Genomic DNA, 12,676 nt, shown 5'->3' with positions numbered 1-12,676 from the left:
TATCAAGAAAAGGACGGCATAAACCGTCCTTCTGCTTGGGCTAAAAACCCAAAATCTACTTTTTTAACCCCAATTGGCTAAAAACAAAAGACTGTCCTCATTTTAGTTATGGGGACAGCCTCTTAAAAAAGTATAGTTTATTTTAATGGTTTTCTTACTTAGCCTCGAAGTATACTCTTCTGTTGGCTCTGTTTTTCCATTCCGGACATTTCGATGCCGGTTCGCATTCTGGATATTTAAGGTCGTTTTCTCCTCTACCTACTGCTTCGAGTCGGGATCCCTCCACTCCTGTTTGAACTAAATAGCTCTTCACGCTGTTGGCTCTTCTTTGAGAAAGTCCCATGTTGTATGCTTCTGAACCTGTAGTATCGGTCCCACCTACTACTCTGTAGTTAGAGCTTGAAGAGTTGATGTAGTTGGCAGCGTTGTTTAAGATTGGACGGTTAGCAGGAAGAATTCTGTCGGAGTCAAAGTCAAACTCAATTCCTTCAAGCGCTCTAGTGTTGTCGGAAACAAGTCCCTGTCCTGTTGGACATCCGTTGTTTTCCACCGGTCCTGGAACCGTTACACACTTGTCGTATAGGTCGATTACGCCATCAAGGTCGGTATCTAATGCAACACCTGCACCGTCTACACGTGCTCCTGCTGGAGTATCAAGTTGTCTGTCCCAATCGTCGCAAACTCCGTCGTTGTCTGCATCTCCTTTCTTACATACCTCGATGTCCTGGTTTCTGTCTTCCAGTACGTCCAGTTTGTAGTAGATTTCTTGAAGTGGGTCATGCCACATTAGGTGCGACTGGTGTTTTCCAAGTTTTAGGGAAAGTCCCAGGGTCGTATTGAAGAAATTGTCGGAAGTGGCTGCTGCAGTTGGCATGGCATCGAACTGATCGTCACCGGTAACTACATACATAACTCTACCTTCAAGATCTAGTCTTCTGCTTACATTGTACTTAAGACCTGCTCCGGCTTGTCCGAACCATGAGAATCCTGGTTTGAATGGCTCTACCTCAGCTACTAGACGTTGTCCTGCAGCATCTTCTCTGTAGGCTCTGTAGGCTAACGTACCAATACCTGCATATCCGTGTAGCGCCCATCTGTAAGGGGATTGGTTGTCCACTCTTCTAAGAAGGGAAGAGAAGTTGATGTCTCCTAGAATAGAAAGCGCATCGTACTGTGTTCTACCAGCAACCTGTGTTCCTACGGCATTGTCTGTTTTAGTGTTAAAGTCGCCTTGTCTTGTCTCCCCTCTGTCGTATTGAAGCTTTAGACCAAATGCATGGCTGATGGCTTTGTCAATACTTAAATACGCGGAATATCCAAATACATTGGTTCCGTCTCCGTCTTTAATGGAGGTAAGTTCTGCGGTTTGTAGAAGCGGTACACCGGCACCCACGGAAATCGCCCAGTCGTTAAAACGCTTGGATTCCTGAGTGAACGGGGATACATTCTGAGATCCCGAAGTAAAAGTGCTAGGGTACGTACCCTCAGCAACTACTACCGTGTCCTGCGCCATGAGAGAGGCAGGCAGTGCGATTGCAAGAGCAATACTGGCAAAGGTTAGTTTCATAAGTTTATTTTTTTAAGTTAGTAAATGATGTAGCAAGGATAGCTCTAAAGGAGCGAAAAAAATCATTCATTGTGTTGCGGGTCCTTGTACAAATTATATGCCAATATTTTGTTAAAATAGGAATAATGAAATTCCATAAAATATTAATATAACAACAAAAACCCCTCTCCTTGAATTTTTTACAAAGCTATAGAATTAATCCTCTAAACTTTTATAATTAACCGCTTATTTCTTACAAATTTTACAAGGTTTTTAATGCCTGAAGTTCGGTGAGCAGAACTTTAGAAAATTCTCGCTCCTGAGTATGGGCTTTGTGTGGTAGGGAAAGGACCGGTGAGGTGAAACGCAGCTTGTCGTAGTATACTACATCGATATCTATAGTACGGTCGGAGTATCCACGCCCGGTGGAATCTACGGTACGCCCCATAGAGCGCTCGATTTTCTTTAGAGCCTTAAGCAACTTAATAGGAGAGAGTGGGGTTTTTACCTCTACCGCTTGGTTTAAATATGTGTTGGAACTCTTATAGCCCACAGGCTCGGTTTCTAAGCTGCTGGTTTGGTAGGTAATTTCCCCGATATCCACCTTGATTTGCTCCAGAGCGTACAAAAGGTTCTTTTTTTTATCCCCCAAATTGGTTCCGAGTAACAAAACGGTAGTGTACTGCGACATATGCTCATAACTTAAGATTAGTCGAAAATATGAAAAGTTTCTTTAAGAATGTGCTCGCCAACATTGTGGCAATTTTCCTGGTTGGGGGGATATTTATATTTTTCTTCTTTGTGCTTATGCTGGTGGGTTCGCTCAGTGGATCCGATAAGGTAAAGGTGAAAGAAGGAACGGTTCTGACTTTTGATCAGGCCCTGCAAATCATTGACAGTCCGTCCCAGGATCAGGACCCTTTTCCTTTCCTGAGTCAGAATGCACCGAAGAAGGTGCTTCTCTACGATGTGCTTGAGGCCATCCGTAAAGCCAAAGAGGATGATAAAATCAAAGGTATCAGTATTGAAACCGACTTTGCATTTGCGGGTATGACCCAACTAGATAACGTACGCGCTGCCCTTGAGGATTTCAAAAAAAGCGGAAAGTTTGTCTATGGCTATGGCAATATGGTTTCCCAAGGGGGATACTATCTGGGTTCTGTGGCCCAGCAGTACTACCTCAATCCAATGGGTGCGGTAGAGTTAACAGGTATGGCCTCGGAGGTAGTTCTCTATAAAGACTTCTTCGAAAAGTACGGGGTAGAAGTGGATGTGATTCGCCATGGGGACTTCAAGGCGGCAGTCGAGCCGTTTCTTTATTCAGAGATATCGGACGAGAACCGCTTGCAGTTAAACACCATGCTCTCTGATTTATGGAACAGGAACCTCTCGCAAATCGCTAGCAGTAGAAAACGCTCGGTACAGGAGTTTACTACCGTGGCCGACAGTCTCTACGGAATACTTCCGGAGAATGCGACCAAGTACGGACTTGCCGACAAACTCTTACAAAAGAGTCAGTACGAAGAGCTCCTAAAGGAAAAAGCCGGTACCAAGAAGGACAAGGACCTAGAGCGCCTAAGCGTAAGTAAGTATATTGATTCCTATAAGGAGGATAAAGAGAAGAAAGACCAGCGCATAGCGGTGCTCTACGCCAGTGGTGCCATCTACAGCGGAAAAGGCTCGGACGCCATCTACTCGGAAACCTTCATTGAGGAGATTCATAAAATTAAGAAAAACGAGGATATAAAGGCTGTGGTGCTACGTATAAACTCTCCTGGGGGAAGTGCCAATGCGTCGGATGAGATTCTCTACGAACTTCAGGAGTTGAAAAAGAAGAAGCCTATTATCGTATCCTTTGGGGATTACGCAGCCAGTGGAGGCTATTATATAGCTATGGCCTCCGATTATATTTATTCCGACCACAATACAGTGACCGGATCCATTGGGGTTTTTGGAATGATTCCTAACGTGGAGAAATTGGCGGAAAATCAGGGCATCCGCTCCGATATCGTCCAGACCAATGCCAACGCTGCCTACTACACCCTACTCCATGGGCTTACCCCAAGTGGGCGAATGATGATCCAAAAAAGTATCGAGGGAACCTACGACCGCTTTGTGCATTGGGTTTCCAAGGCGCGTAAAAAATCCTATGAAGATATCGACTCCGTAGGAGGGGGCCGTATCTGGTCGGGGACACGAGCGAAGGAGATAGGTCTGGTGGACGGACTGGGTACTTTAGAGGATGCCATTGCCATGGCCGGAAAGAAAGCCAAATTAAAGGACTATTCCATAGAGAGCTTCCCTAAGAAGACTTCTGCACTCGAGCAGCTGCTAAAAGATTTGAATTCGCAGCAAGTACTGTACCGAGTGGTAGGATCTCTGGTAAGTGAAGACAAAAAGGAAATGCTCCGATTCATTTTAGAACCACAGAAACAGTCCGGAGTACTAATGGAGACTCCGTATCGGGTAAAGATAAACTAACCATGAGAGCTCTTTAAACAGAGCGTAGGCCTTCCCTTAGGGGAAGGTTTTTTTGGTTAAAACGTGCAAAGGATTTCGGGAGGAAAGCCCAAGAAAAGGGCAAGGAGTTGTGGCTAGGTGTTTTCGGGGGTGTTTGCCCTCCTGATAGGTGCTGCGTAGCAGCAGGACTAAGAATACCGTACCTGCTATAGCCCCAAGGGGAAGGCTACGGCACCGGTGTTATTCGTACTATCCGGTGCGGGAAGGAGCTCACAAAAAAAGCACCCTTAAAAAAGGATGCTACATTGGTTTTAAGTCTTTTGTTTTTGCTGATCCAGACTAATTATCTCTTGGTAGCCATGCCGTAGAGCCACAGTACAATAAGTGCACCTACCACTGCTAACGCCATGCTTCCGAAATCAAATTCATCCACACTGCCCATTCCTAAAAGGCTTCCAATAAAACCTCCAACAAAGGCACCAACGATACCTAGAATGATAGTCATTATCCAGCCCATGTTCTGGTTTCCTGGCATAATTAATTTAGCTAGTGCTCCTGCGATAAGACCAAAAATGATCCAAGTTAAAATTCCCATAGTTTAAAATTTAAATGTTAATATTTGTTTTTTGATATGCTAAAATTAAACCAAAAAACGGTAACTAATTTTAAATGTAGGAAATTTGAAACTATTCAGTTAAATTCTTAAAATATCCTTAAAGGTTACGTTTTAAAGAACGAATCCACGAATTCTGCGCCGTTGAAAAGTTGTAGGTCCTCCATCTTTTCTCCAACGCCTATATACTTAACAGGTATTTGAAACTGATCGGAGATTCCTATCACCACGCCTCCTTTGGCCGTCCCGTCCAATTTGGTTACTGCCAGTGCGCTGACCTCGGTGGCTGCAGTGAACTGCCGGGCCTGCTCAAAGGCGTTCTGTCCGGTGGAGCCGTCCAAAACCAAGAGGATCTCGTGGGGTGCATCGGGTAGAACCTTCTGCATCACGCGCTTTATCTTACTCAACTCGTTCATCAGGTTCACTTTATTGTGCAGCCTGCCTGCCGTGTCTATAATGGCAATGTCTGCACCTTGGGCCTGTGCGCTCTGGACGGTATCAAAAGCTACGGACGCGGGATCCGAACCCATCGACTGTTTTACGATAGGAACCCCTACGCGCTCACTCCAGATCACGAGTTGGTCTACCGCCGCGGCGCGGAAAGTATCGGCCGCACCCAGCACCACGCTTTTGCCCTCCTTCTTGAACTGGTGGGCGAGTTTACCAATGGTGGTGGTTTTGCCCACACCGTTTACTCCGACCACCATAATGACATAGGGTTTCTTACTCTGGTCGATATTACCGGAATTTTGGTGGGGATTTTCTAAAAGCAGTGCGGTAATCTCCTCACGCAGGATGCGGTTAAGCTCCTCGGTGGAGACGTACTTGTCACGGGCTACGCGCTGTTCAATGCGCTCGATGATCTTTATGGTGGTGGAGGCGCCTACGTCGGAGGCAATAAGTACCTCTTCGAGGTTGTCCAAGACCTCCTCATCCACCGTGCTTTTACCCACAACGGCTTTGGAAATTTTCTCAAAGAACCCTTCCCTGGATTTTTCCAGTCCCTGATCGAGGGTTTCCTTTTCCTGTTTGTTGAATATTTTTTTAAACCAGCTCATCGGTACGTGTTTTCTTTAGCTGTGGGCTCTTTTTAAAGAGTCCCAATTATTGATTCGTGCAAATATAAATAAAAAAACCACCCTTAATAAATAAAGAGTGGTTTGTATATGGTATGCGCTTTAGAGCACCATAGAAGACTATTTCTTTAGAAAAGCATCTACGTCGTCAGCGTTCATTACTCTCTCCTCGAAAACGTAAGCACCGGACTTTGGTGACTTTACCATTTTCACAACTTTGGTAAGCTTCTTAGATGTACCATCTTTCAGGGTTGCTACTACTTTCTTTGCCATTGTAAATGTGCTTTATGGGGAATTACTTAATTTCTTTATGTACTGTGTACTTCTTTAGAACCGGATTGAATTTTTTCAGCTCCAGTCTTTCAGTCGTGTTCTTTTTGTTCTTGGTGGTGATGTATCGGCTCATTCCGGCCATACCTGTTTCCTTGTGTTCTGTGCACTCAAGGATTACCTGAACTCTGTTACCTTTTTTTGCCATTGCTGTTATTTTTTAATAAATCCGTTTCTTTTTGCTCTTTCTACTGCCTCCTCGATACCAACTTTGTTGATAACTCTCAATCCGTGTGCAGAAACTTTCAGAGTGATGTTCTCGTCGGTTTCCGGAAGGTAAAATTTCTTCTCCAATAAGTTAATTTCAAAACGTCTCTTCGTCTTGTTATTAGCGTGAGAAACGTTGTTACCAACCATTGCACGCTTTCCTGTTATTTGGCAAATTCTTGACATATCTCGATGTTCTTTTTACGACTTAATTATTTGAGTGTGCAAAATTAGGATTATTTTTTTAGTTTGACAAATCTTTTTGAAATTTATTTTCAAACAGTTGGCCCGTTTTTGCGCGGTAAAGATACACTTTTTTTTCGGTTTTGAATTTTACTAATAAGGGTATAGAAAATAAGGAATCCCAAGACAAAAAGACTTATGCGGCTAAGAAGATCTCCTGTGCGGGTATAGAAGGTGATATCTTCGAGTAACGTTACCTGGGCACTTAAAGTGGTCTGGTCGCCGTAAAAAGTATCGGATACAATGTCCCCACGGGAATTGATATGGGCCGAGATACCGCTGTTGGCAGAGCGCGCGATTTCCCTGCGCGTCTCAATGGCCCTTAGGCGCGCGTAGGATAGTAACTGTCGGTGCCCTTCGCTTACGCCCCACCAGCTGTCGTTGGTCATGATGGCCAGAAAGTTAGCCCCATTCTGTACATACTCTGCTGTAAATTCTCCGTACACGCTTTCGTAGCAGATCAGAGGAGCAAGTCTGCCCGGGTTGTATGGATTGGAAAACACCCGGCGCTCAGGGTCTTTACCCAGGGAAGCGACCGTGCCGCCAAAGTTAAGCATGGCATCTCCCAGCAGGGGCTTTAGGTAGTCCATGTAGGGAAAAATCTCTACGCCCGGCACCAGTTTTCCTTTGTGGTAAATCTGGGTAGGCTCGCCCGGGGCAATCTGTGCTGCAGAATTGTAGCTCTCGACCCAGTCGCCATAAGAAGTCTGGTAGGCGTTTTCTCCTTTCTTTTCCCCAGGACCGTAGAAGCGGTGCGAAGAAATCCCCGTAGTGAACACGGCACCTGGTTTATCCGAAAGGAAGGTGCGTATTTCGCCCAAAAGCACGCTTTTCTCCAATCCTTTAACTGAAATCGAGCCCTGTCCCGGTACGCTCGTCTCCGGTCCTATGTAGTAGTCTACCTTCGTAGCGGACGAGCCGTTTGCGAGTAGAAGCAGTTCGCTTAAAATTTCCAGTGAGTCCTTTTGGTATTTCTCGTTGTAGGGGTCCAGGTCCGGTTGCAGGAGTACGACCGAGACCTCTGCCTTAGGCTCTGGAGTATAGGTGTGGTAGCGGTAAAGCGAAAGGCCCATAGGCACTATCATTAGTGCCAGTAAGAGCGCCAGGTTCGTCTTTAGTGCTTTTCGTCTTCGGGTGGTCTCCCAGACGCGCACGGAGTAAAAACCAAAGACATTGGTAAGAAGAATCCATAAGGACCCACCGGTGGCGCCCACGTATTCGTACCACTGCACCAGCTCAGGATTCTCCGAAAAAGCGTTGCCCAGATTAAGCCACGGCCAAGTGAGTTCCCACTCCAAATGAAGCTTTTCAAAGGCCATCCAGAGTGCTACAAAAAATACCAGTCCCCAATAGGTCCCCTGCCATTTTTTGTAGTAGTGGTAGAGAATAAATACCACCGAATAGAAAAGTGCATTCACGGTAACGGGAAGGGCTACTGCCAAAAGTGCATTGCTTCCGTCGGGATTCTTCGATCCGTACAGCCATCCCGTCGTGGTGATGTTCCAAATCAGAAAAGTTAGGTACGAAAGTGCAAAGATGCGGCTTGCTTTATTCTTTATAGTCCTAGAAAGCGAAATCTCGTGCTCGGCCAAAAGCAGGGGCACTAAAGCAAAAAACAGAAAAAACACCACTCCGTAGGTGGGCCAGGCAATAGAGAGTAGCAGTGCGCTTATTAGAGAAAGAATCAGGTGCTTCATACGTGGTTGTTTTTAGGCTGTAAAAGGGTAGCTTAAGAGGTGATGATGTTTACTTCCCGTTCCAGGGTGATGCCGAATTTTGATTCGACCGAATTGATGATTTCTTGAGAGAAGGCATAGATTTCCTCTCCCGTGGCCTCTCCCGTAGCGTTTACAAGCACAAGGGCCTGTAGGTGGTGGCAGGCTACGTTTCCAATCCTGCGTCCCTTCCATCCGCACTGCTCGATGAGCCAGCCTGCAGGGATCTTCACGCCTTGGGGCTGTGGGTAGGAAGGTATGGTGGGAAATTGCTGCGCCAAAGCGGAGAAGACCTGGCTCTCCACCGTGGGATTTTTAAAAAAACTGCCGGCATTCCCAAGTATATTAGGGTCTGGGAGTTTACTTTTTCGTATCCGGACCACGGCCTGGGCCACCTGCTGAATGGTGGGTGTAACTACGCCCATGGCCTCAAGCTCGGATGCTATCGCTCCGTAGCTGATCTTTAGGGGGTGGTTTCTTCGGGTAAGACAAAAAAATACTTCGAGTATAATATACTGTCCCTTGGCTTTCCTTTTAAAGATAGATTCCCGGTACCCGAATTCGCACTGGCTATTCGTTAAGGTTTTAATCTCACGGGTACGTAGATCTAGTACAGTGCACCGCTCGAAAACATCCTTTATTTCAACTCCATAGGCTCCGATGTTCTGCATGGGACTGGTACCTACGTTTCCAGGGATTAGGGAAAGGTTTTCCAGACCGCCCCAGTTGTGCCTTAGAGTGTACTCCACCAGGTCCTGCCATACTTCTCCTGCCTGCACACGCAAAAGTACCTGCTCCTCAGTGGTGTGCTCGACGGCAATGCCTTTCAGTCCCAAGGCGATTGTAAGGCCCCTGTAGTCGCCTGAGAAAACAACATTACTTCCTCCTCCCAGTATTAGCAGAGGCAGATCCGGCTCTTTTTTACAGAGGTCTTGGTACCTCTCCAGTGCTGCGTACAACTCTTCTAGGCTAGCGACCTTTAGAAAATAACGGGTACTAACCGGTGAGTGAAAGGTATGGAGGTGCTGAAGGGAAACATTTTTTTCTAATTCCATATGAATCGCAGGTGAAAGTCTGTTTTTAAGAATAAATCCCGGGATCTTACTCTAAGACTCCGGGATGGTGCTATCAGCGGATGGTGCCTGGATAGTGCTCCAGGGCATCGCGCAGAATTTCCACGCTTCGCCTCAAATCGGTCGTGTTAAGCACGTATGCTATACGCACTTGTTTTCTTCCTAAAGCAGGATCGGAATAGAATCCTCCTGCGGGGGCTACCATTACCGTTTCGCTGTCATTACTGTAACTTTCCAGCAGCCACTGCGCGAAATCTTCGGTGTCCTGTACCGGTAGCTCTGCTACGCAATAAAAAGCTCCTTTGGGTTTTGGGCACACCACACCGGGAATGCTGTTTAAAAGTTCCACCAGAAGGTCCCTGCGCTCGGTGTACTCCTTACGTACATCAAGGATGTACTGCGCATCGTTCTTGTGGGCGGCAGTTGCAGCAATCTGTCCCAAGAGCACTGGGGAAAGGCGCGCCTGGGCGAAGAGCATTGCGGCATCGCGGATCTTTTTGGATCGCGTCACGAGGGTACCTATGCGTGCGCCGCACATGGAATAGCGCTTGGATTCGGAGTCAATGACAATGGCATGCTCCTTCAACGAGTCAAATTCCAGGACAGAAACGGCAGAGAGTCCGTCGTATACATACTCGCGATATACTTCGTCGGAGATTATAGCAATATCGTGCTTTAAAGCAATCTGCGCTAGTTTTTCAAGTTCCTCTCGCGTATAGAGATAACCGGTGGGATTGCCCGGATTGCACAGCAGGATCGCGCGTGTTCGGTCGGTTATTTTCTTTTCAAAGTCCGCCATATCGGGCAGGGCAAAACCGGTGTCGATCGTGGAGGGAATAGCTACTACCTTTACGTTGAATGTGCTGGTGAAACCATTGTAGTTGGCGTAGTAGGGTTCGGGTATGATCACCTCGTCGCCTTCATCGCAAAGAGTGGCCAAAGCAAAATTTAAGGCCTCGGAGCCTCCATTGGTCACTATGAAATTATCTGGAGTAAGGTCTGTGAACCCCAGGGAGTGGTAGTAAGACTCCAGCGACTTGCGGTACTCGAGATTACCTTCTGAAAGTGCGTATTCGTAGACGGACAGATCGTTTTCCCTAACGGCTTTCAAAGCTGTTTCCGGTGTCTTAATATCGGGCTGTCCTATGTTGAGGTGGTATACCTTAATACCTTTTTTTTTGGCCTCTATGGCGTAAGGAACCAGTTTTCGGACTGGGGAAGGGGGCATATGCTGGGCCCTTTGGGATATCTTTGGCATAACTGTCGGTTGTTTGCTTGCAAAAATAGCAAATTTTTCCGCTATTGGGGCATAAGACAGCGCTGCTGGGAAGAGTTTTCACCGGGTATTTGCAGTGCTCTAGTACTACAAATGGTCTTCACCGTAGGGAAGACCACTGAGTACCTATTGTCTGTATTCTTACTCTAAGCAGCCACTACATACGCTCGATATACGCTCCGATTTTTCTCAGGCGACCGTCAATGTCTTCGTACCCCCGGTCGATCTGCTCGATATTGTGGATGATGGATTCTCCCTCTGCACTAAGTGCCGCGATGAGCATGGCGTTTCCTGCGCGGATGTCTGGAGAAATCATGGTAGTTCCGCGAAGCGGCGTCTCGTGGTCCAGACCTACTACAGTAGCCCGGTGCGGATCGCACAGGATGATCTGTGCGCCCATGTCAATGAGCTTGTCTACAAAGAAGAGACGGGACTCGAACATTTTCTGATGCACTAGTACGGTTCCTTTCGCTTGGGTAGCCACGACCAAAACAATGGAGAGAAGGTCGGGCGTAAAGCCCGGCCACGGCGCGTCCGATACGGTAAGGATTGATCCGTCGATGAATTTCTGTATCGCATAGCTCTCTTGTGAAGGAATATAAATATCGTCCCCACGGCGCTCGAGAGAAATGCCCAGTTTGCGGAAGGTGGTAGGAATAAGTCCGAGCTCCTCCCAGCACACATTCTTAATGGTAAGTTCGCTTTTGGTCATCGCGGCAAGTCCTATCCACGAACCGATCTCTACCATGTCCGGTAGCATCGTATGCTCGGTACCTCCAAGCTCCTTAACACCGTGGATGGTCAAGAGATTGGAACCGATACCCTCAATGCGGGCGCCCATACGGTTGAGCATCTTGCAAAGCTGCTGAAGATAGGGCTCGCACGCGGCGTTGTAGATGGAAGTGGTGCCCTCAGCAAGTACGGCCGCCATTACTATGTTGGCAGTACCTGTGACGGAGGCTTCTTCTAAAAGCATGGAGGCTCCTTTCAGGCGCTCGCAGGAGAGGCTGTAATGCGCTAGTTTCTCGTCGTAGGAGAACGTGGCTCCAAGCTCGATGAGTCCCTGGAAATGGGTGTCCAGACGTCGTCTTCCTATTTTGTCTCCCCCTGGAGTAGGCATGGAGGCCTTTCCAAAACGGGCAAGCATAGGCCCTAGAAGCATTACCGATCCCCTTAGTTTGGCGCCGTCTTTACGGAATTCCTCGGAATGGATATACTCAAAATTAATGTCGTCGCTCTGGAAGCTGTAGCTCCCCGGCGCGCGTTTTTCTATTTTCACCCCAAAATCTCCCAGGATTTCAATCAGTCGGTTCACGTCGTGAATATCGGGGATATTGGAGATGGTTACTTTTTCTTTGGTAAGAAGGACAGCGCAGAGTATCTGCAGCGCTTCGTTTTTTGCGCCTTGGGGAGTGATTTCCCCTTTTAGCTTATGGCCTCCCTGTATGCGGAAACTTCCACTCATTATTTTCTTCTGTTTTTGTTGGGTTGGTTCTTGTGTCTGGACTTAGGGTTGTGCCCGTTCTGCTGTCCGTTTTTCTGGTTCTTGTTTCGCGTGGAAGAATGGTAGATCTTGCTTTTCTCTAAAGAATCAATCCCGGTAAGGTCCAGTCGGTCCCCGGAGAGTTCTTTCAGGTGGCGGAAAATCACATCGTCGGTCACATGTTCCTTGTTGTAAATATTGTAGGATTTTTTCATGTTGTTGGCAATCACCTCTATAAGCGCTTCTTTTTCTTCGCCGTCCTCTTGTGCAATGGCCATTTCTATGAGTTGAAGGATGCTCTTTCCATAGAATTTGAACTCGCCCTGCAGTTTGGGATATTCCAGTTTCTCAGGGGGTTTCTGACGTTCCTCACGTGCGGGAATCGGGTAGGGGGAATCCACATCGAGATCATAGTCTGCCAAGATAAACAGATGGTCCCAGAGTTTGTGTCGGTAGTCTTCCTCATCCCTTAATTGGGGATTTCTCTGGCCCATGAAATCTACTATGGCCTCGCTCATTTCATTACGCTCCTCTTTGGTGGGTAGTGTCTTACACCGCTCCACAAGCTGTTGTATGAGCCTTCCGTATTCCGGCATATGTAACTGGGTTCTCTCGGTATTGTATTCCATGGCTGCAAATATAGGGATTTGACCC

Annotated in this window: 13 protein-coding genes; 1 reads left to right on the top strand and 12 read right to left on the bottom strand. The window is 47.0% G+C overall.

The annotated features are described in order from the left end of the window. Positions 1-154: 154 nt before the first annotated feature. Both IC612_RS05695 and folK read right to left on the bottom strand, forming a co-directional pair. The gene (locus IC612_RS05695; RefSeq protein WP_194739216.1) at positions 155-1,567 is read right to left on the bottom strand and encodes an OmpA family protein; all 1,413 of its coding nucleotides are present in this window, start codon (positions 1,565-1,567) and stop codon (positions 155-157) included. 241 nt (positions 1,568-1,808) lie between these two features. After that, positions 1,809-2,237, bottom strand: a complete 429-nt coding sequence (gene folK / locus IC612_RS05690; RefSeq protein WP_194739215.1) for a 2-amino-4-hydroxy-6-hydroxymethyldihydropteridine diphosphokinase — start codon at positions 2,235-2,237, stop codon at positions 1,809-1,811. A 29-nt stretch (positions 2,238-2,266) separates the two neighbouring features. On the opposite strand from folK, the gene sppA reads away from it, so the two are divergent. After that, on the top strand, positions 2,267-4,027 hold the full coding sequence (gene sppA, locus IC612_RS05685; protein ID WP_194739214.1) for a signal peptide peptidase SppA: 1,761 nt from the start codon (positions 2,267-2,269) through the stop codon (positions 4,025-4,027). Positions 4,028-4,349: 322 nt separating this feature from the next. Here sppA and IC612_RS05680 read toward each other — a convergent pair whose 3' ends face one another. From IC612_RS05680 to IC612_RS05635, 10 genes are all read right to left on the bottom strand, one after another. Continuing rightward, positions 4,350-4,601 (bottom strand): GlsB/YeaQ/YmgE family stress response membrane protein, encoded by a 252-nt coding sequence (locus tag IC612_RS05680; protein ID WP_194739213.1) that lies wholly within the window; start codon positions 4,599-4,601, stop codon positions 4,350-4,352. Positions 4,602-4,726: 125 nt separating this feature from the next. After that, positions 4,727-5,677 carry a signal recognition particle-docking protein FtsY gene (ftsY, locus tag IC612_RS05675; protein WP_194739212.1) on the bottom strand — a complete coding sequence of 317 codons (951 nt, stop codon included), beginning with the start codon at positions 5,675-5,677 and terminating at the stop codon, positions 4,727-4,729. A 138-nt stretch (positions 5,678-5,815) separates the two neighbouring features. Then, positions 5,816-5,968: a DUF4295 domain-containing protein gene (locus tag IC612_RS05670; RefSeq protein WP_194739211.1), complete on the bottom strand. Its 153-nt coding sequence runs from the start codon at positions 5,966-5,968 to the stop codon at positions 5,816-5,818. A gap of 22 nt (positions 5,969-5,990) precedes the next feature. Then, positions 5,991-6,173, bottom strand: coding sequence for a 50S ribosomal protein L33 (gene rpmG, locus IC612_RS05665; protein ID WP_194739210.1), 183 nt, complete (start codon positions 6,171-6,173; stop codon positions 5,991-5,993). Positions 6,174-6,178: 5 nt separating this feature from the next. Continuing rightward, on the bottom strand, positions 6,179-6,418 hold the full coding sequence (gene rpmB / locus IC612_RS05660; protein ID WP_194739209.1) for a 50S ribosomal protein L28: 240 nt from the start codon (positions 6,416-6,418) through the stop codon (positions 6,179-6,181). Positions 6,419-6,507: 89 nt separating this feature from the next. Continuing rightward, on the bottom strand, positions 6,508-8,172 hold the full coding sequence (lnt, locus tag IC612_RS05655) for an apolipoprotein N-acyltransferase (RefSeq protein WP_194739208.1): 1,665 nt from the start codon (positions 8,170-8,172) through the stop codon (positions 6,508-6,510). 32 nt (positions 8,173-8,204) lie between these two features. After that, positions 8,205-9,245, bottom strand: coding sequence for a UDP-N-acetylmuramate dehydrogenase (gene murB, locus IC612_RS05650; RefSeq protein WP_194739207.1), 1,041 nt, complete (start codon positions 9,243-9,245; stop codon positions 8,205-8,207). Positions 9,246-9,318: 73 nt separating this feature from the next. Then, positions 9,319-10,521 carry a pyridoxal phosphate-dependent aminotransferase gene (locus tag IC612_RS05645; RefSeq protein WP_194739206.1) on the bottom strand — a complete coding sequence of 401 codons (1,203 nt, stop codon included), beginning with the start codon at positions 10,519-10,521 and terminating at the stop codon, positions 9,319-9,321. Between the two features lie 175 nt (positions 10,522-10,696). Next, complete coding sequence (gene murA, locus IC612_RS05640; RefSeq protein WP_194739205.1) at positions 10,697-12,004, bottom strand: UDP-N-acetylglucosamine 1-carboxyvinyltransferase; 1,308 nt, start codon at positions 12,002-12,004, stop codon at positions 10,697-10,699. Next, positions 12,004-12,651: a DUF4290 domain-containing protein gene (locus IC612_RS05635; protein WP_194739204.1), complete on the bottom strand. Its 648-nt coding sequence runs from the start codon at positions 12,649-12,651 to the stop codon at positions 12,004-12,006. The genes murA and IC612_RS05635 overlap by 1 nt, the downstream gene beginning before the upstream one ends. Positions 12,652-12,676: the final 25 nt, after the last annotated feature.

Origin of the sequence: Planobacterium oryzisoli, assembly GCF_015354315.1 — a bacterium.
GTDB lineage: Bacteria > Bacteroidota > Bacteroidia > Flavobacteriales > Weeksellaceae > Planobacterium_A > Planobacterium_A oryzisoli.
Note: the sequence above shows the minus strand (reverse complement) of the source record. Positions and strands in the feature narration are given on the sequence as shown.

What these genes read in the sequence shown, in the direction of transcription:
- IC612_RS05695 (WP_194739216.1), bottom strand. Translation starts at nt 1,567, where the DNA reads ATGAAACTAACCTTTGCCAGTATTGCTCTTGCAATCGCACTGCCTGCC.
- folK (WP_194739215.1), bottom strand. Translation starts at nt 2,237, where the DNA reads ATGTCGCAGTACACTACCGTTTTGTTACTCGGAACCAATTTGGGGGAT.
- sppA (WP_194739214.1), top strand. Translation starts at nt 2,267, where the DNA reads ATGAAAAGTTTCTTTAAGAATGTGCTCGCCAACATTGTGGCAATTTTC.
- IC612_RS05680 (WP_194739213.1), bottom strand. Translation starts at nt 4,601, where the DNA reads ATGGGAATTTTAACTTGGATCATTTTTGGTCTTATCGCAGGAGCACTA.
- ftsY (WP_194739212.1), bottom strand. Translation starts at nt 5,677, where the DNA reads ATGAGCTGGTTTAAAAAAATATTCAACAAACAGGAAAAGGAAACCCTC.
- IC612_RS05670 (WP_194739211.1), bottom strand. Translation starts at nt 5,968, where the DNA reads ATGGCAAAGAAAGTAGTAGCAACCCTGAAAGATGGTACATCTAAGAAG.
- rpmG (WP_194739210.1), bottom strand. Translation starts at nt 6,173, where the DNA reads ATGGCAAAAAAAGGTAACAGAGTTCAGGTAATCCTTGAGTGCACAGAA.
- rpmB (WP_194739209.1), bottom strand. Translation starts at nt 6,418, where the DNA reads ATGTCAAGAATTTGCCAAATAACAGGAAAGCGTGCAATGGTTGGTAAC.
- lnt (WP_194739208.1), bottom strand. Translation starts at nt 8,172, where the DNA reads ATGAAGCACCTGATTCTTTCTCTAATAAGCGCACTGCTACTCTCTATT.
- murB (WP_194739207.1), bottom strand. Translation starts at nt 9,245, where the DNA reads ATGGAATTAGAAAAAAATGTTTCCCTTCAGCACCTCCATACCTTTCAC.
- IC612_RS05645 (WP_194739206.1), bottom strand. Translation starts at nt 10,521, where the DNA reads ATGCCAAAGATATCCCAAAGGGCCCAGCATATGCCCCCTTCCCCAGTC.
- murA (WP_194739205.1), bottom strand. Translation starts at nt 12,004, where the DNA reads ATGAGTGGAAGTTTCCGCATACAGGGAGGCCATAAGCTAAAAGGGGAA.
- IC612_RS05635 (WP_194739204.1), bottom strand. Translation starts at nt 12,651, where the DNA reads ATGGAATACAATACCGAGAGAACCCAGTTACATATGCCGGAATACGGA.